Origin of the sequence: Lactobacillus sp. LL6 (assembly GCF_007570935.1) — a bacterium.
Taxonomy (GTDB): Bacteria; Bacillota; Bacilli; order Lactobacillales; family Lactobacillaceae; genus Lactobacillus.
Genome location: NZ_VLLR01000001.1, coordinates 458,926 through 483,837 on the forward strand (window position 1 = coordinate 458,926; position 24,912 = coordinate 483,837).

The following is a 24,912-nucleotide window of genomic DNA, read 5'->3' on the forward strand; positions in this document are numbered from 1 at the left end:
GTTTAAGCTTTTTTTCAAGTAAAATTGGAACAGGAGGAATAATTATGAGTTCGTTAGATAAAACAATGCATTTTGACTTTAACCAAAATAAGGGTAAAAATGTTTATGATACTCTGCAAGATGTTTACAATGCGCTTGAAGAAAAGGGTTATAACCCAATTAACCAGATTGTAGGATACTTACTTTCTGGCGATCCTGCTTATATCCCACGTCACAATGATGCGCGTAACTTAATTCTTAAGCATGAACGTGATGAAATTATCGAAGAATTAGTTAAAAGTTACCTCGGTAAGGATAAGTAAATGCGTAGACTATTAGGGTTAGATATTGGTTCTAAAACTGTCGGCGTAGCTGTTAGCGATGAGTTAGGATATACTGCGCAAAAAGTAGAAACAATTCAAGTTGATGAAACCAAATTTAATTTTGGTATGAAATCAATTAAGAAATTAGTGCGTGAGTATGACCCAGCAGGTTTTGTATTGGGATTACCTAAAAATATGGATGGTTCAGCAGGCGATTCTGTAGCACGTAGTAAAGCATATGGGGAAAGACTAAAAAAGAAGTTTGGTTTACCTGTATATTATTCAGACGAAAGATTAACTACTATAGAATCAGAAAGAGTTTTAGTTGAAGAAGCTGGAATTCATGACCGCCATAAACGCAAAGAGGTAATTGATCAAATGGCTGCAGTTCTTATCTTGCAAAACTATTTAGATTTAAACCGAAAGGATCAATAATGACACAACAAAATAAAGACGATATGGATCGCCAAATTACTCTAGTTGATGACAAGGGTAATGAAGAATTATATGAAATCTTATTCACTTTTCATTCAGATGATTATGATAAGTCTTATGTCCTTCTTTATCCAGCTGCAGTTGGTGAAGGAGAAGATATTGAAGTTCAAGCATTTAGCTATGATGCAGATGATGCTGGAGATGTAACCAGCAGTGATTTGCATGAAATTGAATCTGATGAAGAATGGGAAATGGTACAAGGAGTATTAAATACTTTCCTTGATGATGACCGTTTAAGTGGTGAATAAAAAGAGGACTGGTTTAATGCCAGCCTCTTTTTGTTAATTGGAATAAGGAATAATGAACGAAAAGATTTTAGAAATTTTAGAATTTGAACAAATTACTAATAAATTAAAAAATGAAGCAATAACTGCTCCAGCAAAAAAACATGCCGAACAATTGCGTCCTGCTAGTGATTATGATCAAGTAAAACTGCAATTAGAGCAAACTTTATCTTTAGTAAATTTATTGAGAGTAAAAGGGCAACTGCCTTTAAGTGACTTCTTAGATATTCATCCAAGTACTAAACGTTTGAGTGTTAAAGCTGATTTAAACGCAGAAGAACTTGGAAACTTATTATTAGTTTTAACTTTAGCTAAAGAAGTTAATAACTTTTTGGAAGATGTTGAAGAAGTTGATTTATCAGCAATTGAAAGTATTTTAGATAAACTTGACGTGCCTGAACTACTTTTTAATGAATTAAAAAAATCAGTTGATTATGATGGAGAAGTATTAGATTCTGCTTCTAGCAGCTTGGCTCGACTTCGTCATGATATGAAAAGTAATGAAGAAGACATCAAGAATCGAATGGATGCTTATACTAAGGGGAATAGTAGCAAGTATTTGTCAGAACAAATTGTGACGATTCGTGATGACCGCTATGTTATTCCGGTTAAGCAAGAATATCGAAGTAAATTTGGTGGAGTAGTTCATGACCAAAGTGCAAGTGGACAGACTTTATTTATTGAGCCAGAATCAGTTTTGGCATTAAATAATCGTCAACAAAATTTATTGGCTCAAGAACGGCAAGAAATTCGTCGCGTTTTAAAGAACCTATCTAATTTAGCTCGTGAAGAAATTGAAAATCTTAATTCTATTGCTAATGCACTAACAGAACTTGATTTTTTACAAGCTAAAGCCAAGCTAGCTAAAAAGATGCAAGCCACTGAGCCAAAATTAACTCAAGATCATTCAATGAACTTATTAAAGGCGCGTCATCCTTTAATTGATCCTGAAAAAGTAGTGCCAAATGATATTGTGCTTGGAGAAGATTTTGATACGATGCTTATCACCGGACCAAACACTGGTGGTAAAACCATTACCCTAAAAACAGCTGGTCTTTTACAATTAATGGCACAATCTGGCCTGTTTATTCCAGCCCAAGAGGGAAGCCGAGTTGGTATTTTTAAGCAGATTTATGCTGATATTGGAGATGAACAATCAATTGAACAATCTTTAAGTACTTTCTCTTCACATATTAACGATATTATCGCTATTATGAAAAACGTCGATAGTGATACTTTGGTTTTAATTGATGAAATTGGAGCCGGAACTGACCCGGAAGAAGGAGCAAGTTTAGCCATTAGTATTTTGGACTTTTTACGTAAAAATAAAGCTCAAATTATGGTTACAACTCACTATCCTGAATTAAAGCTTTACGGCTATAATCGCTTGCGAACAACAAATGCGTCAATGGAATTTGATTTAAAATCACTTTCTCCTACTTATCATTTACAAATTGGAATTCCAGGTCATAGTAATGCTTTTGCAATCGCTAGAAGACTTGGAATGCGTGAAGATGTAGTTAAAAATGCACAAAGTTTGATGAGTGATGAAGATTCAGATATCAATAATATGATTGAGCGTTTGAATCAGCAAACTAAAGCTGCTAATACTGCAAGAGAGCATTTGCAAACGAGTTTAGATCGTAGTCAAAAACTTGAGAAAAAATTACAAGATGCGCTTGACTGGTATAATCAACGCATTCAAAAGCAACTTGATTTTGCTCAAGAGCGAGCTAATGAAGTGGTGGCAAAACGTCGTAAAAAGGCTGATAAAATTATTGAAGAGCTTGAAAAGCAACAAAAAGCGGGGATTAATCTCAAACAAAATAAAATTATTGATGCTAAAGGCGAACTTAATAGCTTACAGCGTCAAGCTGAGAATTTGGCCCATAATAAGGTCTTACAGCGTGAAAAACGTCGCCATAATGTAAGTGTGGGTGACCAAGTAAAAGTCCTCTCTTATGGGCAAACAGGCACTATTACAAAGAAGCTTGGAGAGCACCAATATGAGGTTCAACTAGGAATTATAAAGGTGAAGGTTAGTGATCGTGATGTTGAGAAGATTTCTCAGTCCTCACCTAAAAAATCTCAGCCTAAAGTTCGTGCAACAAGTGCAGTTAGAAGAAGTAATGCTCATAGTGAGATTGATTTACGTGGACAGCGCTATGATGAAGCGATGACAAATTTAGACCGCTATATTGATTCTGTTTTGTTAGCAGGTTTAAGTACCATAACCATTATTCATGGGATTGGAACAGGTGCTATTAGAAAGGGTGTTTGGCAATATTTAAAATCTAGTAGACATGTTAAAAGTTTTAATTATGCACCTGCAAATGAAGGTGGTAATGGAGCAACTATTGTGCAATTAAAGTAGTGCATTTAACTTGTAAAAAGTAAGTTATGCTGATATTATTAAATTATAAAGAGTTTTCAAAAAATTATTTTTTGGATTTTTTGATTGAGAGGTAATAATTATGGTTGAAGCAATCACAGATCAAGACTTTAACGAAGAAACTGATAATGGTGTTGTATTAACTGACTTTTGGGCACCTTGGTGTGGTCCATGTAAGATGCAATCACCAGTTATTGATCAACTAGCTGAAGAGCGTCAAGATGTTAAGTTCACCAAGATGGATGTAGATCAAAATCAAGAAACAGCTAAAAATCTAGGCATTATGGCAATTCCTACTTTGATTATTAAGAAGGATGGCAAGATTGTTGACCGTTTAACTGGTTATACTCCAAAGGAAAAACTTAACCAAATCTTAGATCAATACACAGCTTAATCACAAAAAAGCGTTGAGGCTCATTACAGCCTCAACGCTTTTTATTTATTTTCTTGTTCTGCTAAAATATCACGGATTTCTTTTAAGTAATCTTCTGCTGTAGGCTTGGGGTCTTCTTTCTTTTCCTTACGAGTAATTTTATTAACTGCTTGGACAATTAAAAATACTACAAATGAAATAATTAAGAAGTTAATTATAGCATTAAGAAAGCTACCATATTTAAATGTTGCATCCCCAACCTTGAATACTAAATTAGAAAGATCGATTTTTCCAATAAAAATTCCAATAAGAGGATTAATAATATTAGAGACAAGAGACTTCACAATAGAAGTAAATGCAGCTCCGATAATTACACCGACAGCTAAATCAATAACATTTCCACGGGCAATAAATTGCTTAAATTCTTTAAACATTTCCAATTCTCCTGTTTATGATTTATTTAAAAGTATACAGAAAAATATAAAAATACCCTAGAAAAATGCTTAATTAAAACGTGCAAGAAATTCAACTGTTTTTTGCTTATCTAAAATAGTGATTTCACTTTCTGTTGTTCGACCGCTTTCTTTTTCTAATGCTTCAGCGATCATACCGCTTTCTAAAGCAAATTCTCGGCTATCACTACTTAGACGGTCGGCTACATTTTGACCGCTTAATTCAAAAGTTGTAGAACTTCTGCGTTCTTTAACTTTAGTAAGTGTACCAAATTCGGCCATTGCAAAAAAATCAGCCAAATCTTCAAATGACGACAGATCATAGTGACGTGAAATTCTCTTACCAGCCCAGTAAAGAATAGTTGCATCATCGTCACCTAAAATCGTTGGCAAAATAAAATCGCGATATAATTGATTAACAAAATATACGTGTTCGTTATGTTCTGTGTTGTTTTCCATGAGTGTACTTCTTCCCTTTTATTCTTATTCATTTTACCGTAAACTAGTGGAAGTAGAAAATATTTTTTTCTTGAAAGGGGACATAAAAATGGATAATCGTCCTATAGGGTTATTAGATTCTGGAGATGGAGGTTTTTCTGTAGTAAAAAAAGTTATTGAAAAATTACCTAATGAATCTACAGTTTTTATTGGTGATAATGCTAATATGCCTTATGGTGAAAAAAGCCAACAAGAAATTATTAAGCTAACTAGACAAAGTGTTAAATTTTTATTAAGTAAGAACGTTAAATTGATTATTTTTGCATGTAATACTGCAACTGCTGCTGCTATGCCAACTCTTCAAAAAGAAGTTGACCAGCAAATTATTGGAGTAATTCAATCTGGAAGTTTAGCAGCTGCTCGTACAACTGAAAATAATAAAGTAGCTGTAGTAGCAACTCCGGTTACTATTAGTTCTCATGCATATAAAAAAGAAATAGAATTTCGTAATTCTAAAATTGATGTTGCAGAAGTTGCTGCTCCTGAATTAGCTCCGCTTATTGAAGCACAAAAAGATTATCAAACTAATTTAGAAGCAGTTAAAAGAAGTGTGGCTTCTCTTAAAGGAAAAGATTTTGATACTTTTGTTTTGGGTTGTACTCACTATCCTATTATTCAGAAGGAATTTGCGGAAGTTTTAGGAAAAGATATTAAGATTGTTGATCCTGCAGATCAAGTTGCTCAATACACATATAATGTGATGAAGCGAGATAGCTTGTTTAATGAATCTGCAAATGTCACTCATGAATATTATACAACAGGAGATCCTATTTCTTTTGCACAAATGGGGCAACGATTTTTAGGTGAGGCTGATTTAAGTGCTGAACATGTTGAAACGGAGAATTTATAATGACTAAGGAAGTTTTATTTGCTACTAATAATCAAGGAAAAGTACGTGAATTAAAAGAAGCTTTTAAAAAAGCAGGTGTAGATATTGATATCAAAACTAATGCTGATTTAGTTAATGCTCCTCATGTCGTAGAAACTGGTCGAACTTTTGAAGAGAATGCTAAATTGAAAGCTCATGCTTTAGCAGAGTTTAGTAAGTTGCCAACTATTGCCGATGATTCTGGCTTAATGGTAGATAAATTAAATGGGGCACCAGGGGTGCGTTCAGCTCGTTATGCAGGAGAAGCTCACAACGATGCTCATAATAATGCGAAACTTTTAGCAGAGCTGGGAGGAACTCCTTCAGAAAAAAGGACAGCTCATTTTAATACGACTATTGTAGTTTCAATGCCTGATCATTTTGATAAAGATCTAGTAGTTAGTGGAACTTGTGATGGTGAGATTTTGGCTGGTCCTTGCGGAGAAGATGGTTTTGGCTACGATCCATTATTCTATGTTCCAGAAAAGGGCAAAACTTTTGCACAAATGACAACAGATGAAAAAAATGAAATTTCCCATAGAGGTCGTGCAGTAGAAAAATTACTTAAAAAATTACCAGAATGGTTTGAACAATTTGATTAGAAAAAACCTGAATGCGTTGTATAATCGACATTCAGGTTTTAATTTTAGCTTTTAGCAGCAATCGGTTTTGCTATTGTAGCAAATTTAATATTATTTTTTTGTAGAGCACGAATATAGTGGCTTAAATAAAGATCTCTAACAGTACTTTCTTTACCCGGCTTAACTTGAAAATGGACGGTAAAAGTAACATTATTACCGGTTTGGGCGGTAATCCCAACGATTGTTGGACCTTGAACTAGAGTCTTTTTTTCAGGTTGAATTTGTTTATTTTCATTTTTAATGATTTCTTTGACTTGATTAAAGTCATTTGCAGCATCTAATTCTACGGCTACATTTACGCTTATTCCCCCGTGTGCGAGGTTTTGTACAATTGAAATGTTTCTGTTAGGGATATAAATAATGGACCCGTCAGAGCCTTTTAAACGAGTTGTTCGTAGTCCTAGCTGAATAACGGTACCTATTTGTGAGTTGATTTGTACTGTATCGCCTACATCAAATTGATCTTCACTCAAAATAAAAAAACCATTTACTAAGTCACTTACAAATCCTTGAGCTCCCATTCCTAAAGCCAGTGAGAAAATTCCAGCGCTGGCAAGTAGTGTTCCGACAGGAACTCCTAAAATTGATAAGACACCGCCCAAATAAAAGAATATAATTGTATATTGAAAGACACTGGTAATTAGTGCTTTAATTGTTTGGGTTCGCTTATTGCGTGGCTTATTGCTATGATTTATATAGCGGTTAATAAGCTTAGTGCCATAGTGTGAAATCAGATAAAAGATCAATGTAGTTAAAAACAGCTGCCAAATAACATTGAGTAAATTATCACTGATTTTATCCCAGTTAACGGAGAGGGCTTTATTATTTAAATGAAGAGTATTTTTCATTGAAAATAAAATTCCTTTCTTTGTTTTTATAAATTAAGCATAACAAATTACGTATTCATTGAGAATAAAGTGTTTTCATGCTAAACTTTTTTTAGATGTATTATTGGAGGTAGAAGATGGTAATTTCTTACGGTGCTTTAGCAGGACTAATTGCCGCTATCGCATTTTTAATATTAGTACTTTTCACAATTCCGATGCTTGTTCGTACTTCAAAAGCTATTGAAGAAGCTAATAAGACAATGCAGACAACCAATGAATCAATTAAAAAGATTTCATCAGATGTCAATGGTTTGATGGGACAAACTAGTGATTTATTGGATAAAACAAATGTACTTTTAGCCGATGTTAATGGTAAAATGAAGACGATTGAACCAGTAGTTAAGGCAGCTGCTGAACTTGGAGAAAGTGTTTCAGAAATTAATGCTTCTTCCAAAAAGATGGTGAAGCGTTTTAATAACCGTAGTCGCTTTTCAAGTGCTGGGGTTGTTTCTTCATTATTGACAGCCGCTTTAGCTAGACGCAAACGTCGAAAAGGCGAAGAATAAAATCCAAAGGAGGACTTTAATTATGGGTAAATTTACTAGTTTTTTAGTTGGTACTATTGCTGGTGCTGCAGCTGGTTTTGTTGCAGGTTCACTTCTTGTAACTGATGAACAATTAGATGATGTTAAGAAGAAGATCAAGGACAATGATACTCTTCAAGATTTAAAGAAGAAGTACGACAATGGTACTGAAGTTGTTAAGAACCAACTTGCATCATTCCCAAAGAACGTTGAAGATGATTCAGAATTGAAAGATTTTGATGATATCGTTATTGACGATTCTAAGAAAGATGATAACAATTCAACTGACACTGCAGAAAAGTCAGTTAATGACTTGAACAATGCAGAAGCTACTGATAATACTACTGATCATTCATCAGAAGCTAAACCAGAAGCTTAAGTTTAATTGGAGTTATAAAAGAAAAAGGCATGTTAGCATTTTACTAGCATGTCTTTTTTGCTACTTAATTTTTTAATGGTAAAACTTTCAAGTCCTTATCAGTATGAGTAAATGGTTCAAAACCATCTTTAGTTACTACGCCGCAGTCTTCGATTCTAACTCCGGCAAAGCCTGGGATATAGATTCCAGGTTCAATTGAGAAGCACATACCTTCTTCGATTACTAAATCATTTCCACCAACAATTGAAGGAAATTCATGAACATTCATTCCAATTCCATGACCTAAACGGTGGATAAAGTACTCACCATAACCAGCACGCTTAATAATGTCGCGAGCTACAGCATCAAGCTCACCTGCAGTGATGCCAGGTTTGGCAGCTTCAATTGCAGCTTGTTGGGCTTCTCTATCGACTTCATAAATTTCACGTTGTTTAGCACTTGGTTCACCATAAGCAACTGTTCGACTAGCATCAGAAGCATATCCATCATGCATGGTACCTAAATCAAATAAAACTAATTGATTAGGTTGCACAGTATTCATTGTAGGACCCAAATGGGGATTAGCAGCATTTTTTCCTGCTTGTACAATTGTTTCAAAACTTTCATGCATTACACCATGCTGAATTTTTAATTGATAGTCAATTTGTCCAGCAACGCTGCGTTCTGTCACGCCTGTTTTTAGAGCATCAAAGCCAATTTGAAAAGCATAGTCTGCTTCACGTCCTGCGCCTTTTAATTTTTCAATTTCTTCTGGAGTTTTATATAAACGAATACGTTCAATAAATCCTGAAACATCATTAGTAAAGCTGCCATCTAGAAAGTTACTGCGTAAGTTTTGAAAGTGAGCAACAGGTAAGTTGATTTTTTCAATTGCCCAATTCTTGTGTTCGCTTGTTCTTTTACGAATTTCATCGGCAATCATTGCCCACGGATCTTCTGAGTCGAGATAGCCAACAACATCTCCGTTCCAAGCTGATGCTTTTGCTTCTTCTACGTTTAAAGCTGGAACAAAAACAAATGCAGGTGCATCTTTTAAAGCTACTAAGCTAAAGATACGCTCGTGTGGTTCCATGGCATAACCAGTAAAATAAGCAATTGACAATGGATCAGAAATATAAGCTACATCATTGCCAGTTGATACAAGCCATTCTTGCAGTTTATCTAAATTCATATATTTAGTCCTTTCTTGAAAAAAGTGTACAATCAACGTGATTATAACATGAAAAAAGTATAAAAAATCATGAAAAAATGAAAGAATAGGTGTAAACGTTTGCACTTTTTTGTTTTTCGTGTTATCTTGTGTAATGGAAATTTTTAAGAAGAACTGGGGAATTAAAATGCATAAACAAGAAGTAACTATTTATGATGTTGCTCGAGAAGCGAAAGTTTCTATGGCTACTGTTTCTCGAGTAGTTAATGGAAATAATAATGTTCGTAAGGAAACTCGTGACAAAGTTATGGAAGTTATTAAGAGACTTCATTATCAACCAAATGCTGTTGCTCAAGGCTTAGCTTCTAAGCGTACAACAACTGTTGGTTTAGTTGTGCCAGACCTTACTAATTTATACTTTGCGGAGCTTTCAAAAGGAATTGATGATATTGCACTTTTATATAAGTACAATATTATTATTACTAGTATTGAAAATCGTTTAATGAAAGAAGAGCAGGCAATTCAAAGTTTGCTTAATAAGCAAGTTGATGGTGTCATTTACATGTCTAATCGCTTATCTGATAAGACTTTAGAAGCCTTTGAAAGAACTAATACTCCTGTTGTTCTTGCCGGAACTAAGGATAATCATACTGATTTACCTTCAGTTACTATCGATTATAAAAAAGCCGATACAGAAGCATTAAATTTAATGTTTAATGATGGTAAAAAGAATTTAGCTATGGTTGTGGGAGATCCTAATGCTGTAGTTAATAGTGAATATCGTATCCCTGCATATAAGCAATTTTTAAAGGATCACAATATATCTGAAGAACATATTTATACCAATATTAAAGATTATTCAGATGGTTATAATCTTTATTCTCAACTTGTAAAAGATGGAGTTGATGGGGTAATCGTTACTCGTGATAGTAGTGCTGTTGGTATCTTAAATTCTGCTATTGATGCTGGTAGAAATGTACCAGAAGACTTAGAAATTGTAACTGCAAGTGCCACACAGATTGCTTCCGTTGTTCGTCCTGCTCTTACTACTATTAAGCAGCCACTTTATGATATGGGTGCAGTAGCAATGAGAATGCTAACAAAGTTGATGAATAATGAAGAAGTTGATGATACAAATATTGAACTTCCATATGAACTTTTGAAGAAGCAAAGTACATTAAATCAATAATTGAAAAAACTTTATTTAAAAAGGATGAGAAACTCGTTTTGAGTAACTCATCCTTTTTTCGTATAATAAGGGATGCATAATTAATTCAGGAGGCAACGATTTGATGCTTAAAAAATACAGAAAAATGTTTGCTGCAATTATTATCTTTCTAGCAGCACTTAATTTAGCAGCTTGTGAAAATGATACTGGTGAAGCAGAACAAGCTCCTAAAAATGAAGTTTATAAGCAAGTAAAAAGTAGCAATAAAATTATTTGGGGCGTAAAAAATGATACGCGTTTGTTTTCAATTATGGATATCAAAGAAAATAAATTAGTTGGATTTGATATTGATATGGCACGTGCAATCACTAAAAAGATTTTGGGTAAAAATGGACAAGCTGAACTCTTTCAAGTTAGTTCTAAGACTAAAATCCCTGTATTAAAAAATGGTAACATTGATGCGACTATTTCTTCAGTTACTATTACACCTGCACGTAAGAAAATCGTTACTTTTTCTAAACCATATTTTTATGCTGGTCAATCACTTCTAGTAAAAAAAGATAGCAAAGTTAAGAATATTAAAAGTTTAAATAATGATAAAGCTGTTGTTGCAGCTGTTAAAGGGACTACTGCAGTTGAAAATATTCATAAGTTTGCCCCAAAAGCTCATGTTTTAGAATATGATGATTATGGACAAGCTTTTACAGCTTTAAAAGCAGGTCAAGCTGTTGCGATGAGTACAGATAATGGAATGCTTGCAGGTATTGCAGCAGAAAATCCTGGTTATAAGGTTGTTGGTGGGACTTTTACACATGAACCTTATGGAATTGCAGTTAATAAAGGTCAAACAAAACTCGCTAATAAAATTGATAAAGCATTGGCTGAACTTAAAAAAGATGGGACGTATAGTCGTTTAATGAAAAAATGGTTCAGTGAAATTCCTGGATTTAGTATTAAAGAGGCAGAAGGCAAATAAAAAATGGACTTTTTGTAATGAGCCTCAAAAGTTAGACACTTTTGAGGCTCATTACATTTTTAAGTCCATTTTTTTATTTAGTCAGCATCTTTAGTTAATTCATAAATTGCTTCAGCATAGATAGCAATAGAATCAATTAAATCGTCAACTTTCATGTATTCATTGGCTTGGTGCATTACCATTGGTGCATCTTCTGGTTGAGCTCCAAAGGCCACTCCATGTTCAAATAGACGACCATAAGTCCCTCCGCCAATTACAACTTCATGTCCTGGCTTACCAGTTTGATGTTCGTATACTTTAAGAAGAGTTTTTACCAGTGGATCATCTCCTGGAACGTAGTGAGGTTCTTCAAATGAATCGAAGCTTGCTGTCAAAATGTCACCAAACTTATCATTGACTTGTTTGACCATTTTTTCTGGGTCAGTTCCCTGTGGGTAACGAATATTATCTTTTAAAATTGCTTTTTCGCCATTGTATTCAAAGATACTTGGAGCACTCGATAAATCACCCATTAACTCATCATGATGATATACGCCTAACTTCTTACCTTGGAAGTCTTCATGTTCAACTTCAGCTAAGAAGTTTAAGAAGTTTTTGTCACGACCTTTAAATTCAAAATCATTTAAGAAAAGACCCAAGAAAGTTGCAGCATTTTTACCAACTTGAGGGGCAGAAGCATGAGCACCTTGACCAGTTAATTCAAGAGTGGCAGTATCGCCATTGATTTCAAATTCACCTTCAAGATCATTTTCTTTTAAGAATTTATCATATGCCTTGCGTACTTCATCAAGATCAGGACCAGAAATAGTTGCAAAGGCTTTTTGTGGAGTAACATTTGCAGCGATTCCAGCAGTAAATTTGTCTAAACTAAATTGTCCTTTTTCAGGATTATCTTTAAATTTTAAGGTTAAGGTATAGATACCTTGTTCACCATTGATAATAGGATATTCAGCATCTGGAGAAAATACTTGATCAGGAGTTGGTTCATGCTTTAAGTAGTAGTTAATTCCAACCCAGTTAGTTTCTTCATTGGTACCAACGATGAAATCAATTTTCTTTTTAGGTTTAAAGCCTGCTTCTTTAAGTAAAAGCATACCGTAGTATGCAGCAAGAGCTGGTCCTTTGTCATCAGCACTACCACGACCAATGATTTTACCATCTTTAATTATCATCTTAAATGGATCAGTAACCCACCCATCTCCAGCAGGTACAACATCCATATGACCGATAACTCCTAAACGCTTGTCACCTTCACCAAAATCTACTCGGCCAGCATAATTATCAATGTTTTTAATATTAAAACCATCACGTTCTGCAAAAGACAAGAACTTTTTCATTGCTTTGACTGGACCAGGTCCTACTGGATATTCCTTAGATGTATTGTTTAGATCTTCAGAAGAATCAATAGCAATTAATTCTCCTAAATCGCGTAAAATATCATCTTTTTTAGCAAGTGCTAATTTTTTATAATCTAAATCCATTAAAAAATCCTCCTTTTTATATCTTAAAAAAATTTTATCAAAAAAAGGTGCCTCTAAGCTAGAGAAGCACCTTATAATTGCAAATTTTCTTTAAAATGGAAATATTTTCTAAATATGAATTGGTTGTAACGTCTGGTAATTTGAAGTTGAGTAATGCAATATTGGTATATTGACTGACTGGAGGTAAAGATTTGTACTGTTTAAATGCTAAGTTGTTAAAAAAGCCATAGAATAAAACATCATTAGCTTTGATCCATCCTTGACTTGTGTAAAGCCAGAGATTTTTAGGAGTACCATTGAAATTTAAAATTTTAAATAATTTATTTGAAGGTAAAGTTTTTTGAGTTTTAGATTGGTTTTCAGGTAAATTATAGATAGCAACATTATTAGTTGGAGCAAGAATTTGTTTATTTTCATAAGGAGCAATATCTTTTTTAGTTAAATCAAGATTAACAAATTCTGCAGAAATAAATGTTTTTTCAGCAATTTGATAATAAAGCTTATCGTCAGCTCTGACGCCATACATGATGTCTAATTTTTGATTAGGATAAACATATTTTTTTTCTTTAATTCTGACATAAGGATTCATCATCGTTGCAGTTTTAGTTTTACCAAAATAAACCCCTGTGCGATTGATAGCGTATTTTTCGGTTCCTTTTTTTGCTAATTTATATTTAAACCCAGTTGCAGGGAAATTAGTAACAACTCCATCTACATTTTTATTGATAAGCCAATGCCATAAAGAAGGTGACTCATCCATTTCTGCCCATACATAAACTTGCTTATTTAATTTATGAAGCCAGCGAATGAGGAAAGGATGATTTTGAATATTATCTGATGAAACGTTTACTGCATTAACTTGAGGTAAAATACTAAAATTAATTCGTTTTAAACTTCCGACAATTAAAATTAAATAGCTATTTGGGAGTATTTTCCTAAAATGAAATAAACTTGCATTAGAAAAAGAATGAATCATGATTCTGTTTTCCATATGGTATTTTTTAACTACTTGTGCAATTTTATCTTCTAATTCATAGGAATCATCTACTGAATGATCAATTTTAGTTTCTAAAACAAACTTGGTATTAGGTTTATTTTTGTAATGCTCAAATAATTCATTTAAGCTCATGACATGTTCCCCGTTATCATATGTTAGATGCTTAAGCGTACTAAAATTATTTTGTGATACAATTGCATGTGTATGAGTAACTCGATAAAGGTCGTCGTCGTGAGTAATTACTAATACTCCATCTTTTGACAATTGAAGATCGAGTTCAACATAATCAGCTCCAGAACTGAAAGCAGAGTTATCACTTTGAATAGTTTCTTCTGGATATTTGACTGGATCACCGCGGTGACCCACTACAGTGAAGCCTGAGTTTAGACAAAATATTAAACTGAAAAAAACTAATAATAAGTAATGTTTTTTTTGCATAGATCCACCTCTTCTTAGATGGTAACATGTAAAAGCACAAAAAGGCTATAAAACTTAAGATAAGGAATTGAGATAATGGCACAATATGAACAATTGGATTTAATTGAAGAAGTTACCCGAAATGATGGAAGTAAATATTATGAAATTTCTAATATTGACCAAAATGGAATTGCAGAGCTTGCTGCAGATAATGGTTTGATTAAAGAAGTTAAGATACTTCAAGTTAATATTGCTCGTACGAAGCCATTGATAACCTATGAAAAATATATCAATGAAAATTATGATCTTCAGACCCTTTTGAATGAAGATGATTGGAAAAATCCTAAGTGGACTGAATGGGATAAACCTAAAGGGAAAATATTAGATGCATTTAATATGGTTTTAAAAGCAAATCATATCGGTTAGGAGCACATTATGGAAACACTACGAGTTTTACATACTAATGATTTACATTCACATTTTGAGCATTTTCCTAAAATTAAGCGTTATCTTCATCAAGCGCAACATGATAATACAGCAGATCAAGTTTTAACTTTTGATGCAGGAGATTTTATGGATAGGTCTCATCCTTTAAGTGATGCTACTGAAGGACAAGCAAATGTAAAATTGATGAATGATTTTAATTATGATGCTATCACTATTGGAAATAACGAGGGAATTTCTAATTCGCATCAAGTTCTTGAAAGGTTATTTGATCATGCTGATTTTCCGGTGGTATTGGCAAATTTACGTGAAGAAGATGAATCAATGCCAACTTGGTGCAGTCAAAGTAAAATTTTAACTACTAAAAAGGGTACTCGAATCGCCTTAATTGGGTTAACGGCTGCTTATCCAATGACATATGGTCCAAATCATTGGCATATAAAAATGCTTAAAAATACAATGGATGATTTATTGCCAAAAATTGAAGGTCAATATGATGCTTTAATTATGCTTACCCATATTGGTTTAAGAATGGATAGATGGCTTGCTAAGACTTATCCCCAAATTGATTTAATTGTTGGCGGCCATAGTCATGACTTAATTCCTAATGGAGAAAAAGTTAATAATACTTGGATCACTCAAACAGGAAAATGGGGTAATTATGTTGGTGATATTCATATTGAAGTAGATGACAATCATCATTTTAAAAAGATAGTTCCAACTACGGTTCCTACTGCATCAATGCCATCTGAGGCAAATGATGAAAAAATTATTCAAGGTTATATAGATAAAGGGAGAGAAATTTTAGAAAGTGAAAAAGTAGCTAAATTACCAGCTAAGTTTGCAGATGATAAGGATATTGCTATTGAAGCTTCTTTAGATGCAATAAGTGAGTATGCAGGAGTGGATTTAGCAATGCTTAGTTCTGGCTTGTTTTTGACACCGTTTAAGGCTGGAGTTTTAACTAAATACGATTTGCAAAAGGCTCTCCCTCATCCAATGCATGTAGTGCGTTCTACTTTAAAAGGAATTGATTTGTGGCGACTAGTAATGGAAATTGAAAAAAATAGACATTATTTAGATAAGTTTCCTTTACAGGGGATGAGTTTTAGAGGAAAAATTTTCGGACAAGTTTACTATAAAGGAATTAAAGTTGATACTCGTCATCGAATCGTTTATGTAAATGGTAAAGAAATTGATCCAGAAAAAGAATATAAAATAGCTACTTTGGACCATTATGTTTTAATACCATTTTTCCCAACTTTATCAATAGTAGGAGAAAATGAATTTTTATTCCCGCAATTTTTGCGTGAAGTTATTGGAGACTATTTAACTAAGACTTACCCAATAGACAAGAAGTGAAGTTATGGCAAAAAAAGAAGATACAGAGAACACCACTATAAATGGTGAAAACAAATTCGAAAAAAAGCAACCTTTGCGTCATCCACTAACTAAAGTAGTGATTGATGAGGAAGGCCAAAAAATACGAATTGGTAATCAAGTTTATAAAATTTTAATTAATAAGTTTGATGCCATTGATATTGATTTATTAAGAAAAAAATATGACCCATTTTTAGATCAGTATGATTTTTTAGTGGGTGATATTTCAAGTGATCATTTAAGATTAAAGGGTTTTTATAAAGATAATGTCCGCACATCTATTGATAAGAAGCAAAGAGCGATTGCCGATTACTTAATTGAGTATTGTAATCCCGGTAGTGCGTATTTTGTTTTGCAATTGATAATGCCAGTTCATCATTACACTAATAATACACGTAAACGTGAACATTATCGTGGTCATTACAAAAAACATTATGCTAAGAAAAATTTGCATAATAATTTTAAAAAGAGAAAAGTACATTCAACAAAATTTAAAAAGCAAAAAACTATTGCTGTAAAAAAAGAAAATAGCCGACATTCATTTATAATTAAAAAGAAAAGGAAAAGCTAATAATGAAAGACTATAAATTATATCTAATTGATTTAGATGGTACTGTTTACCGTGGAGATGAAACAATTGCTAGTGGGGTAAATTTTGTTCATCGTTTACAGCAAGAAGGTAAAGATTATTTATTTTTAACTAATAATACAACTCGTACTCTTGAAATGGTTGTAGAAAAATTAGCTAAACACGGTGTCGTAACAGATACTAAGCATGTATATACTCCTAGCATGGCAACTGCAACTTATATTTTAAATAAACATCCTCACGATAAGAAAATTGGTGTTTACATAATTGGAGAAATTGGCTTAAAAAGTGAATTTTTGAATGAACACTGTGAGTTTCAGTTAAATGAAGAGAATCCTGAGTATGTAGTTGTTGGAATGGATACAGATTTAACATACCATAAAGTACGTGTGGCAACGCGTGCAATTCGCAATGGAGCAACATTTATTGGAACTAATGCAGATTTAAATTTGCCACTTGGGGATGAATTGATTCCAGGAAATGGTTCTCAATGTGAATTTATTGCTGCAGCAACCGGTCAAAAACCTTTATACATTGGAAAACCAGAGCCAATTATTGTGGATATGGCATTAAAATTAACTGGACATACTAGTGATGAAACTTTGATTGTAGGAGATAACTATAATACTGATATTAGAGCCGGTTTTAATAGTGATGTTGATCAATTACTAACTCTGACTGGTGTTACTACAAAAGAAGATATTGCTGGAAAGCGGAAGCCTACAATTTTAGTAAATAGTTTAGATGAATATAAAATATGAGAAAAAACAATCCTTTAGTTATAGCATATAATTTATTTTTTGCTCTAACTGTTAGTGTGGTTGGAGCAATAATTATAAGTTGGCCATTATTATTAATTTCTGTTTTACTTCAGAAAACATATAATCTAGTTAATTTGTCGGTTTCTAAAGTTATGTCGAATTATAATCAGTTAATGTGGTATTTGATTTGGCCTTTTGATCGAAAACTACGGATGAATGATTTTCCTACGTCAACTAATGCAGCTGAGCATTTTGCAGATGTAAAGAAGTTATTTTTAATGGTAATAGTAGTTTTTATTGTTTGCTTAGTAGTGTGGATATTAGCAATAAAAAAGCATGAGTTGACTATATTTACTTTAGACAGATCATGGACAATTGCTTTGTTATTATTGCCACTTATTGTTTTACCGTTTGCATTGATAAACTTCGATAGTTTTTTTGTACTTTTTCATCATATGTTTTTTTCTAATAGTAATTGGTTGTTTGATCCTGAAACAGATCCAATTATTAATGTTTTGACGGAAGAATTTTTTGCTGCATGTTTTGCAGTTGGTGGTTTAATTTATGAACTGTTTTTCATAAAAAAGCTATTGCACAAATAAAAGGAATTCCTTAGTGGAATTCCTTTTTGAGTGTGATTTTTTTCTTTAATGCGACAATTACAATTGGAACAACAGAAACTAATATTATAGCAATAACAATCATTGAGAAGTGATCTTTTACAAATGGAATATTTCCAAAGAAAAATCCAATAAGTGTGAAAAGACCAGTCCATAAAATACCGCCGACAATATTATAAGTTATAAATTTACCGTAATGCATTTTGCTACCGCCAGAGATAAATGGTACAAAAGTTCGTATGAAAGGGATGAAACGTCCAACTACAATTGTAATCGGACCATGTCGATCAAAGAACTTTTCAGCAGCAAGCCGATTATTTTGATTGATCAATTTATTAAACCAAGCATGTTTTTCACCAGCGTGTGTAGTTCGTGCTCCAATTTCATAGTTAGCACTATCTCCTAAAATAGCTGCTAAAGCAACTACTAAATAAATAATCCAGATATTAAGTTGATAGCGAGGATTAGCTGCCATAGCGCTTGCTGCAAAAATTAATGAATCGCCTGGTAAAAATGGAAAGATGACTAAACCAGTTTCAATAAAAATAATGGCAAATAAAATCAAATAAGTCCATCCGCCAAATTGATTAACTATTGTTACTAAATGGTCATCAATATGAAGAATAAAATCAATTAATGGCATAATTTTCTCCTATATACTTGTTGAATGAATTGTGAGAGTTTTTTCCGGGAAAAGCTGACGCATTATTGCAGTAATTGCAATCTGGGCTTCTCCAAATCCAAGCCCAATCACTGGGACTCTTCCAGGATAATTAACAGCGTCACCAATAGCATAAATGCCATCAATATTGGTTTTCATTTCTTGGTCAACTTTGATGTGGGATGGAGTTAGATCAATACCCCATTGCTTGATTAAACGATTATCTGAACGAAAACCGTAAGCTACAACTATTTGATCAAAGTTTTGTGTTAAAAGATTATTGCTGCCAACTTCTCTTAATTCAATAGAAAGCTTGTCATTTTTTAATTCCATATTTTTTGGAAGATAAGGAGTGAGTAACTCAACATTGTCTAAAGTGTTAAGCTTTCTTACACTACTTTCTAATCCCCGAAATTCTTTGCGTCGGTGAATTAATTTGATATTAGCATATTTTGAAAGTTCTACACCCCAGTCTAAAGCTGAGTCACCGCCACCAAAAATACCGACTGTTTGATTTTTGAATAATGCTGGATTCTGAATGTAATAATGAATACGATTATTAATTTCAGGGGTTGATTTTAACGGGAATTTTTTAGGTTTAAAAGAACCGACTCCTGTAGCTATAATAATCGTTTTTGCTTGATAATCATCATTAATTTTAAATCCTGTAGTATTTTTTTTGACTTTTTCAACACTATAATTGGTTTGTATAGTAACTTTATCTTTGATATTGTTATGAAGTTTTTTAATTAAGTCGCTTCCTGTAATGGAGTCAAAAACTGGAATATCGGCAATTTGTTTAAAAGGATAAAGCCAGTTAGGTTGACCACCCACCTCATTTAATGAATCAAAAATAATAGTATTTAAACCATGAAGATGAGCAAAATCTGCAGCAAAAAGTCCCACAGGACCAGCCCCGATAATTGCTAAATCAAAATTTTTGATATTAAAACCCCTCTCTTAACTATTGATGTATAAACTTTAACACGAAACTTAAAAAGATTCATTAAAATTTTTTGCAAAAAAAGCTTGCAATTTAACAAAAAGTCCTGTATTCTAATAAAGTCGCTTGAAGCGATAAAGAACTTCTGAAAAAGGAAGAGATAGCTCAAGGAAACTTTTTTAAAAAAGATTCAAAAAAGGGGTTGTCAAAAAGAAGAAAAGCTGGTAATATATTTAACTGTCGTCAGGAAAAAGGCAGAAAGCCAAAGAGAGATGACAGCCAAGCTCAAAAATCTTTTAAAAGAAATTGAAAAAAGTTCTTGACAAAAGAAAATGAGCCTGATATAATATAAAAGCTGACTTCTAAGTCAGAAGGTAGTACATTGAAAACTGAACAAAGTTTCGCAAAGTGTGCGGGTGTAATAACCCAAACAAATGAGCGAAGTCAATTCGCAAGCAATAAATTTTGAGACAAAGATCTTAAAAAAACGATTATTTATAAAAATGAGAGTTTGATCCTGGCTCAGGACGAACGCTGGCGGCGTGCCTAATACATGCAAGTCGAGCGAGCGGAATTAGCAGATTTACTTCGGTAATGACGCTTTGGAAGCGAGCGGCGGATGGGTGAGTAACACGTGGGTAACCTGCCCTTAAGTCTGGGATACCACTTGGAAACAGGTGCTAATACCGGATATGATCTATAGCTGCATGGCTGTAGATTGAAAGGCGGCGTAAGCTGTCGCTAAAGGATGGACCCGCGGTGCATTAGCTAGTTGGTGAGGTAACGGCTCACCAAGGCGACGATGCATAGCCGAGTTGAGAGACTGATCGGCCACATTGGGACTGAGACACGGCCCAAACTCCTACGGGAGGCAGCAGTAGGGAATCTTCCACAATGGGCGAAAGCCTGATGGAGCAACGCCGCGTGAGTGAAGAAGGTTTTCGGATCGTAAAGCTCTGTTGTTGGTGAAGAAGGACATGAGTAGTAACTGGCTCATGTTTGACGGTAATCAACCAGAAAGTCACGGCTAACTACGTGCCAGCAGCCGCGGTAATACGTAGGTGGCAAGCGTTGTCCGGATTTATTGGGCGTAAAGCGAGCGCAGGCGGAAAGATAAGTCTGATGTGAAAGCCCTCGGCTCAACCGAGGAATTGCATCGGAAACTGTGTTTCTTGAGTGCAGAAGAGGAGAGTGGAACTCCATGTGTAGCGGTGGAATGCGTAGATATATGGAAGAACACCAGTGGCGAAGGCGGCTCTCTGGTCTGTAACTGACGCTGAGGCTCGAAAGCATGGGTAGCGAACAGGATTAGATACCCTGGTAGTCCATGCCGTAAACGATGAGTGCTAAGTGTTGGGAGGTTTCCGCCTCTCAGTGCTGCAGCTAACGCATTAAGCACTCCGCCTGGGGAGTACGACCGCAAGGTTGAAACTCAAAGGAATTGACGGGGGCCCGCACAAGCGGTGGAGCATGTGGTTTAATTCGAAGCAACGCGAAGAACCTTACCAGGTCTTGACATCTAGTGCCATCCTAAGAGATTAGGAGTTCCCTTCGGGGACGCTAAGACAGGTGGTGCATGGCTGTCGTCAGCTCGTGTCGTGAGATGTTGGGTTAAGTCCCGCAACGAGCGCAACCCTTGTTATTAGTTGCCAGCATTAAGTTGGGCACTCTAATGAGACTGCCGGTGACAAACCGGAGGAAGGTGGGGATGACGTCAAGTCATCATGCCCCTTATGACCTGGGCTACACACGTGCTACAATGGGCAGTACAACGAGAAGCGAACCTGTGAAGGCAAGCGGATCTCTTAAAGCTGTTCTCAGTTCGGACTGCAGGCTGCAACTCGCCTGCACGAAGCTGGAATCGCTAGTAATCGCGGATCAGCACGCCGCGGTGAATACGTTCCCGGGCCTTGTACACACCGCCCGTCACACCATGAGAGTCTGTAACACCCAAAGCCGGTGAGGTAACCTTTATGGAGCCAGCCGTCTAAGGTGGGACAGATGATTAGGGTGAAGTCGTAACAAGGTAGCCGTAGGAGAACCTGCGGCTGGATCACCTCCTTTCTAAGGAAGCTGAATGGTGGAGAGTAGAGATACTAACAGAAGCCAAGAAAGCAAACGGAAGCACACGAGAGAAACTTTGTTTAGTTTTGAGGGTAGTACCTCAAAAGAGCTAGTACATTGAAAACTGAATAAGAAACCAAGCAAAAACCGAGACAATCATTGAACAGATTGCGAAGAGCGACCGAGAAGAGAGATCTTGAGTAAGGTCAAGAAGAAAAGGGCGCACGGTGAATGCCTAGGCACTAGAAGGCGAAGAAGGACGTGACGAACCACGAAAGTCCTCGGGGAGCTGTAAGTAAGCTATGATCCGGGGGTATCCGAATGGGGGAACCCAGTGCAGAGATGCATTACTTATCATTGTTAAGATGGTAAGGGCAAGACGCAGTGAACTGAAACATCTAAGTAGCTGCAGGAAGAGAAAGAAAGATCGATTTCCTTAGTAGCGGCGAGCGAAGAGGAAAGAGCCCAAACTCAGTAATTTATTATTGAGGGTTGTAGGACTGCAATAAGGCACTTCAAGAGATAGCAGAATCATCTGGGAAGGTGAGCCAGAGAGGGTGAGAGCCCCGTAAGCGAAATCTTAAGAAGGCTGAGCAGTATCCTGAGTAGGCCGGGACACGAGGAATCCCGGTTGAATCCGCGAGGACCATCTCGCAAGGCTAAATACTAGCTAGTGACCGATAGTGAACCAGTACCGTGAGGGAAAGGTGAAAAGAACCCCGGAAGGGGAGTGAAAGAGAACCTGAAACCGTGTGCCTACAAGTAGTCAGAGCACATTAAAGTGTAATGGCGTGCCTTTTGTAGAATGAACCGGCGAGTTACGTTATGCAGCGAGGTTAAGTCAGAAAAGACGGAGCCGCAGCGAAAGCGAGTCTGAATAGGGCGAGCAGTTGCATGACGTAGACCCGAAACCAAGTGACCTACCCATGGCCAGGTTGAAGGCGTGGTAAAACACGCTGGAGGACCGAACCCACGTAAGTTAAAAATTGCGGGGATGAGCTGTGGGTAGCGGTGAAATTCCAAACGAACTTGGAGATAGCTGGTTCTCTCCGAAATAGCTTTAGGGCTAGCCTCGTGGTAGAGGATAATGGAGGTAGAGCTCTGTTTGGACTAGGGGCCCGTCAGGGGTTACTGAATCCAGATAAACTACGAATTCCATATATCCATACACGGGAGTCAGACTGCGAGTGATAAGATCCGTAGTCGAAAGGGAAACAGCCCAGATCACCAGTTAAGGTCCCCAAATCTATGCTAAGTGGAAAAGGATGTGGAGTTGCGTAGACAACTAGGACGTTGGCTCAGAAGCAGCCATCATTCAAAGAGTGCGTAATAGCTCACTAGTCGAGTGGCGCTGCGCCGAAAATTTACCGGGGCTAAGCATAGTACCGAAACTGTGGATGTGTTTTAAAGAGCACGTGGTAGGAGAGCGTTCTAAGTGCGGCGAAGGCAGATCGAGAGGACTGTTGGAGCGCTTAGAAGTGAGAATGCCGGTATGAGTAGCGAAAGATAGGTGAGAATCCTATCCGCCGAAAGACTAAGGTTTCCTGGGGCAGGCTCGTCCGCCCAGGGTAAGTCGGGACCTAAGGCAAGGCCGAGAGGCGTAGTCGATGGACAACAGGTAGAGATTCCTGTACTGCGATCAATCGTTAAGAGCGATGGAGGGACGCAGGAGGCTAGGAACGCGTGGGGCTGGAAATCCACGTTCAAGCGTCAAGCCAGAGAGTGAGTCAAATGCTTGCTCTTGATAAAAGCAAGGCGTGATGAGGAGCGAAATAAAAGTAGCGAAGGTTCTGATGTCACACTGCCGAGAAAAGCTTCTAGCCAGAGAGATCGTACCCGTACCGCAAACCGACACAGGTAGTCGAGTGGAGAACACTAAGGTGAGCGAGAGAACTCTCGTTAAGGAACTCGGCAAAATGACCCCGTAACTTCGGGAGAAGGGGTGCTGATCGTAACAGATCAGCCGCAGTGAATAGGCCCAAACAACTGTTTATCAAAAACACAGGTATCTGCAAAGTCGTAAGACGACGTATAGGTGCTGACACCTGCCCGGTGCTGGAAGGTTAAGAGGAGAGCTTAGCTTAGGCGAAGGTTCGAATTGAAGCCCCAGTAAACGGCGGCCGTAACTATAACGGTCCTAAGGTAGCGAAATTCCTTGTCGGGTAAGTTCCGACCTGCACGAAAGGTGTAATGATTTGGGCACTGTCTCAACGAGAGACTCGGTGAAATTATAATACCCGTGAAGATGCGGGTTACCCGCGACAGGACGGAAAGACCCCATGGAGCTTCACTGTAGCTTGATATTGGGTATCTGTTAAACATGTACAGGATAGGTAGGAGCCTGAGAAGATAGGACGCTAGTTTTATCGGAGGCACTGTTGGGATACTACCCTTGTTTGATGGATACTCTAACCTCGGCGCCTCAGCGGCGTCAGGGACAGTGTCAGGTGGGCAGTTTGACTGGGGCGGTCGCCTCCTAAAGTGTAACGGAGGCGCCCAAAGGTTCCCTCAGAATGGTTGGAAATCATTCGCAGAGTGTAAAGGTATAAGGGAGCTTGACTGCGAGAGATACATCTCGAGCAGGGACGAAAGTCGGGCTTAGTGATCTGGTGGTACCGTATGGAAGGGCCATCACTCAACGGATAAAAGCTACCCTGGGGATAACAGGCTTATCTCCCCCAAGAGTTCACATCGACGGGGAGGTTTGGCACCTCGATGTCGGCTCGTCGCATCCTGGGGCTGAAGTCGGTCCCAAGGGTTGGGCTGTTCGCCCATTAAAGCGGCACGCGAGCTGGGTTCAGAACGTCGTGAGACAGTTCGGTCCCTATCCGTCGTGGGCGCAGGAAATTTGAGAGGAGCTGTCCTTAGTACGAGAGGACCGGGATGGACGCACCGCTGGTGTACCAGTTGTCTTGCCAAAGGCATCGCTGGGTAGCTATGTGCGGAAGGGATAAGCGCTGAAAGCATCTAAGTGCGAAGCCCCCCTCAAGATGAGATTTCCTTTGCGAAAGCAGTAAGACACCTCAGAGACTATGAGGTAGATAGGCTGGAAGTGGAAGAGTAGTGATACTTGGAGCGGACCAGTACTAATCAGTCGATATCTTGACCAAAGCGATTCGCAACGGTTTTTGCGGAAAGGTTTCATATTCAGTTTTGAGTGTAAAAG

At 36.5% G+C, this 24,912-nt stretch carries 24 protein-coding genes and 2 rRNA genes; 18 read left to right on the top strand and 8 right to left on the bottom strand.

What is annotated here, in order from left to right; translation table 11 throughout:
* The first annotated feature begins 44 nt into the window (after positions 1–44).
* From FOD82_RS02350 to trxA, 5 genes are all read left to right on the top strand, one after another.
* Positions 45–302: an IreB family regulatory phosphoprotein gene (locus tag FOD82_RS02350; RefSeq protein ID WP_004045418.1), complete on the top strand. Its 258-nt coding sequence runs from the start codon at positions 45–47 to the stop codon at positions 300–302.
* Positions 303–737: a Holliday junction resolvase RuvX gene (gene ruvX, locus FOD82_RS02355; RefSeq protein WP_144354896.1), complete on the top strand. Its 435-nt coding sequence runs from the start codon at positions 303–305 to the stop codon at positions 735–737.
* Positions 737–1,045 (top strand): DUF1292 domain-containing protein, encoded by a 309-nt coding sequence (locus FOD82_RS02360; RefSeq protein WP_144354897.1) that lies wholly within the window; start codon positions 737–739, stop codon positions 1,043–1,045. Before ruvX ends, FOD82_RS02360 begins: the two co-directional genes overlap by 1 nt.
* Positions 1,046–1,097: 52 nt before the next feature.
* Positions 1,098–3,455 carry an endonuclease MutS2 gene (locus FOD82_RS02365; RefSeq protein ID WP_144354898.1) on the top strand — a complete coding sequence of 786 codons (2,358 nt, stop codon included), beginning with the start codon at positions 1,098–1,100 and terminating at the stop codon, positions 3,453–3,455.
* A 100-nt stretch (positions 3,456–3,555) separates the two neighbouring features.
* The gene (trxA, locus tag FOD82_RS02370; RefSeq protein WP_144354899.1) at positions 3,556–3,867 is read left to right on the top strand and encodes a thioredoxin; all 312 of its coding nucleotides are present in this window, start codon (positions 3,556–3,558) and stop codon (positions 3,865–3,867) included.
* A gap of 41 nt (positions 3,868–3,908) precedes the next feature.
* Here trxA and mscL read toward each other — a convergent pair whose 3' ends face one another.
* Together mscL and FOD82_RS02380 are read right to left on the bottom strand one after the other, a co-directional pair.
* Positions 3,909–4,280, bottom strand: a complete 372-nt coding sequence (gene mscL, locus FOD82_RS02375; protein WP_144354900.1) for a large-conductance mechanosensitive channel protein MscL — start codon at positions 4,278–4,280, stop codon at positions 3,909–3,911.
* 69 nt (positions 4,281–4,349) lie between these two features.
* On the bottom strand, positions 4,350–4,757 hold the full coding sequence (locus FOD82_RS02380) for a YslB family protein (RefSeq protein ID WP_144354901.1): 408 nt from the start codon (positions 4,755–4,757) through the stop codon (positions 4,350–4,352).
* An 88-nt stretch (positions 4,758–4,845) separates the two neighbouring features.
* On the opposite strand from FOD82_RS02380, the gene murI reads away from it, so the two are divergent.
* Together murI and FOD82_RS02390 are read left to right on the top strand one after the other, a co-directional pair.
* On the top strand, positions 4,846–5,646 hold the full coding sequence (gene murI / locus FOD82_RS02385) for a glutamate racemase (RefSeq protein WP_144354902.1): 801 nt from the start codon (positions 4,846–4,848) through the stop codon (positions 5,644–5,646).
* Complete coding sequence (locus FOD82_RS02390; RefSeq protein ID WP_144354903.1) at positions 5,646–6,266, top strand: XTP/dITP diphosphatase; 621 nt, start codon at positions 5,646–5,648, stop codon at positions 6,264–6,266. The genes murI and FOD82_RS02390 overlap by 1 nt, the downstream gene beginning before the upstream one ends.
* Before the next feature lie 44 nt (positions 6,267–6,310).
* Here FOD82_RS02390 and FOD82_RS02395 read toward each other — a convergent pair whose 3' ends face one another.
* Complete coding sequence (locus FOD82_RS02395; RefSeq protein WP_144354904.1) at positions 6,311–7,153, bottom strand: mechanosensitive ion channel family protein; 843 nt, start codon at positions 7,151–7,153, stop codon at positions 6,311–6,313.
* A gap of 116 nt (positions 7,154–7,269) precedes the next feature.
* Here FOD82_RS02395 and FOD82_RS02400 point away from each other — a divergent pair, with 116 nt between their 5' ends.
* Together FOD82_RS02400 and FOD82_RS02405 are read left to right on the top strand one after the other, a co-directional pair.
* Entirely contained in the window at positions 7,270–7,698 is a 429-nt protein-coding gene (locus FOD82_RS02400; protein WP_144354905.1) for a DUF948 domain-containing protein, read from the top strand.
* A gap of 22 nt (positions 7,699–7,720) precedes the next feature.
* Positions 7,721–8,095 (top strand): DUF1269 domain-containing family protein, encoded by a 375-nt coding sequence (locus FOD82_RS02405; protein WP_144354906.1) that lies wholly within the window; start codon positions 7,721–7,723, stop codon positions 8,093–8,095.
* A gap of 64 nt (positions 8,096–8,159) precedes the next feature.
* On the opposite strand, the gene FOD82_RS02410 is transcribed toward FOD82_RS02405, so the two are convergent.
* Entirely contained in the window at positions 8,160–9,266 is a 1,107-nt protein-coding gene (locus tag FOD82_RS02410) for a Xaa-Pro peptidase family protein (RefSeq protein ID WP_144354907.1), read from the bottom strand.
* A 166-nt stretch (positions 9,267–9,432) separates the two neighbouring features.
* Here FOD82_RS02410 and FOD82_RS02415 point away from each other — a divergent pair, with 166 nt between their 5' ends.
* Complete coding sequence (locus tag FOD82_RS02415) at positions 9,433–10,434, top strand: substrate-binding domain-containing protein (RefSeq protein ID WP_144354908.1); 1,002 nt, start codon at positions 9,433–9,435, stop codon at positions 10,432–10,434.
* A gap of 124 nt (positions 10,435–10,558) precedes the next feature.
* The gene (locus FOD82_RS02420; protein ID WP_242450213.1) at positions 10,559–11,389 is read left to right on the top strand and encodes a transporter substrate-binding domain-containing protein; all 831 of its coding nucleotides are present in this window, start codon (positions 10,559–10,561) and stop codon (positions 11,387–11,389) included.
* Between the two features lie 77 nt (positions 11,390–11,466).
* On the opposite strand, the gene pepV is transcribed toward FOD82_RS02420, so the two are convergent.
* The gene (gene pepV / locus FOD82_RS02425; RefSeq protein WP_144354910.1) at positions 11,467–12,870 is read right to left on the bottom strand and encodes a dipeptidase PepV; all 1,404 of its coding nucleotides are present in this window, start codon (positions 12,868–12,870) and stop codon (positions 11,467–11,469) included.
* Positions 12,871–12,928: 58 nt separating this feature from the next.
* Positions 12,929–14,305, bottom strand: a complete 1,377-nt coding sequence (locus FOD82_RS02430; RefSeq protein ID WP_144354911.1) for a glycerophosphodiester phosphodiesterase — start codon at positions 14,303–14,305, stop codon at positions 12,929–12,931.
* 75 nt (positions 14,306–14,380) lie between these two features.
* Here FOD82_RS02430 and FOD82_RS02435 point away from each other — a divergent pair, with 75 nt between their 5' ends.
* Genes FOD82_RS02435 through FOD82_RS02455 form a run of 5 tightly spaced genes read left to right on the top strand, consistent with a single transcriptional unit; the run spans position 14,381 to position 18,060 of the window.
* Positions 14,381–14,710 (top strand): hypothetical protein, encoded by a 330-nt coding sequence (locus FOD82_RS02435; RefSeq protein WP_144354912.1) that lies wholly within the window; start codon positions 14,381–14,383, stop codon positions 14,708–14,710.
* Between the two features lie 9 nt (positions 14,711–14,719).
* Positions 14,720–16,090, top strand: a complete 1,371-nt coding sequence (locus tag FOD82_RS02440; RefSeq protein ID WP_144354913.1) for a bifunctional UDP-sugar hydrolase/5'-nucleotidase — start codon at positions 14,720–14,722, stop codon at positions 16,088–16,090.
* Positions 16,091–16,094: 4 nt separating this feature from the next.
* A complete protein-coding gene (locus tag FOD82_RS02445) occupies positions 16,095–16,679 on the top strand; it encodes a YutD family protein (RefSeq protein ID WP_144354914.1) in 585 nt (194 codons plus the stop codon).
* 2 nt (positions 16,680–16,681) lie between these two features.
* A complete protein-coding gene (locus FOD82_RS02450) occupies positions 16,682–17,458 on the top strand; it encodes a TIGR01457 family HAD-type hydrolase (protein WP_144354915.1) in 777 nt (258 codons plus the stop codon).
* Positions 17,455–18,060, top strand: a complete 606-nt coding sequence (locus tag FOD82_RS02455) for a TIGR01906 family membrane protein (protein WP_144354916.1) — start codon at positions 17,455–17,457, stop codon at positions 18,058–18,060. Before FOD82_RS02450 ends, FOD82_RS02455 begins: the two co-directional genes overlap by 4 nt.
* A 10-nt stretch (positions 18,061–18,070) precedes the next feature.
* Here FOD82_RS02455 and FOD82_RS02460 read toward each other — a convergent pair whose 3' ends face one another.
* Both FOD82_RS02460 and FOD82_RS02465 read right to left on the bottom strand, forming a co-directional pair.
* Complete coding sequence (locus FOD82_RS02460) at positions 18,071–18,721, bottom strand: VTT domain-containing protein (RefSeq protein ID WP_144354917.1); 651 nt, start codon at positions 18,719–18,721, stop codon at positions 18,071–18,073.
* Positions 18,722–18,730: 9 nt separating this feature from the next.
* Positions 18,731–19,645 (bottom strand): NAD(P)/FAD-dependent oxidoreductase, encoded by a 915-nt coding sequence (locus FOD82_RS02465; RefSeq protein WP_242450192.1) that lies wholly within the window; start codon positions 19,643–19,645, stop codon positions 18,731–18,733.
* 536 nt (positions 19,646–20,181) lie between these two features.
* Here FOD82_RS02465 and FOD82_RS02470 point away from each other — a divergent pair.
* Positions 20,182–21,746, top strand: a 16S ribosomal RNA gene (locus FOD82_RS02470).
* Between the two features lie 204 nt (positions 21,747–21,950).
* A 23S ribosomal RNA gene (locus FOD82_RS02475) occupies positions 21,951–24,856 on the top strand.
* Together the 16S and 23S rRNA genes form the textbook arrangement of a ribosomal RNA operon.
* The last annotated feature ends 56 nt before the right edge of the window (positions 24,857–24,912 follow it).

Excerpts from the sequence above, each read along its gene's own strand:
- FOD82_RS02460 (WP_144354917.1), bottom strand. The coding sequence starts at position 18,721 with ATGCCATTAATTGATTTTATTCTTCATATTGATGACCATTTAGTAACA.
- FOD82_RS02445 (WP_144354914.1), top strand. The coding sequence starts at position 16,095 with ATGGCAAAAAAAGAAGATACAGAGAACACCACTATAAATGGTGAAAAC.
- FOD82_RS02440 (WP_144354913.1), top strand. The coding sequence starts at position 14,720 with ATGGAAACACTACGAGTTTTACATACTAATGATTTACATTCACATTTT.
- FOD82_RS02420 (WP_242450213.1), top strand. The coding sequence starts at position 10,559 with ATGTTTGCTGCAATTATTATCTTTCTAGCAGCACTTAATTTAGCAGCT.
- FOD82_RS02450 (WP_144354915.1), top strand. The coding sequence starts at position 16,682 with ATGAAAGACTATAAATTATATCTAATTGATTTAGATGGTACTGTTTAC.
- FOD82_RS02390 (WP_144354903.1), top strand. The coding sequence starts at position 5,646 with ATGACTAAGGAAGTTTTATTTGCTACTAATAATCAAGGAAAAGTACGT.
- pepV (WP_144354910.1), bottom strand. The coding sequence starts at position 12,870 with ATGGATTTAGATTATAAAAAATTAGCACTTGCTAAAAAAGATGATATT.
- FOD82_RS02415 (WP_144354908.1), top strand. The coding sequence starts at position 9,433 with ATGCATAAACAAGAAGTAACTATTTATGATGTTGCTCGAGAAGCGAAA.
- mscL (WP_144354900.1), bottom strand. The coding sequence starts at position 4,280 with ATGTTTAAAGAATTTAAGCAATTTATTGCCCGTGGAAATGTTATTGAT.
- FOD82_RS02430 (WP_144354911.1), bottom strand. The coding sequence starts at position 14,305 with ATGCAAAAAAAACATTACTTATTATTAGTTTTTTTCAGTTTAATATTT.
- FOD82_RS02410 (WP_144354907.1), bottom strand. The coding sequence starts at position 9,266 with ATGAATTTAGATAAACTGCAAGAATGGCTTGTATCAACTGGCAATGAT.
- ruvX (WP_144354896.1), top strand. The coding sequence starts at position 303 with ATGCGTAGACTATTAGGGTTAGATATTGGTTCTAAAACTGTCGGCGTA.
- FOD82_RS02365 (WP_144354898.1), top strand. The coding sequence starts at position 1,098 with ATGAACGAAAAGATTTTAGAAATTTTAGAATTTGAACAAATTACTAAT.
- FOD82_RS02435 (WP_144354912.1), top strand. The coding sequence starts at position 14,381 with ATGGCACAATATGAACAATTGGATTTAATTGAAGAAGTTACCCGAAAT.
- FOD82_RS02360 (WP_144354897.1), top strand. The coding sequence starts at position 737 with ATGACACAACAAAATAAAGACGATATGGATCGCCAAATTACTCTAGTT.
- FOD82_RS02395 (WP_144354904.1), bottom strand. The coding sequence starts at position 7,153 with ATGAAAAATACTCTTCATTTAAATAATAAAGCCCTCTCCGTTAACTGG.
- trxA (WP_144354899.1), top strand. The coding sequence starts at position 3,556 with ATGGTTGAAGCAATCACAGATCAAGACTTTAACGAAGAAACTGATAAT.
- FOD82_RS02350 (WP_004045418.1), top strand. The coding sequence starts at position 45 with ATGAGTTCGTTAGATAAAACAATGCATTTTGACTTTAACCAAAATAAG.
- FOD82_RS02405 (WP_144354906.1), top strand. The coding sequence starts at position 7,721 with ATGGGTAAATTTACTAGTTTTTTAGTTGGTACTATTGCTGGTGCTGCA.
- FOD82_RS02400 (WP_144354905.1), top strand. The coding sequence starts at position 7,270 with ATGGTAATTTCTTACGGTGCTTTAGCAGGACTAATTGCCGCTATCGCA.
- FOD82_RS02455 (WP_144354916.1), top strand. The coding sequence starts at position 17,455 with ATGAGAAAAAACAATCCTTTAGTTATAGCATATAATTTATTTTTTGCT.
- murI (WP_144354902.1), top strand. The coding sequence starts at position 4,846 with ATGGATAATCGTCCTATAGGGTTATTAGATTCTGGAGATGGAGGTTTT.
- FOD82_RS02380 (WP_144354901.1), bottom strand. The coding sequence starts at position 4,757 with ATGGAAAACAACACAGAACATAACGAACACGTATATTTTGTTAATCAA.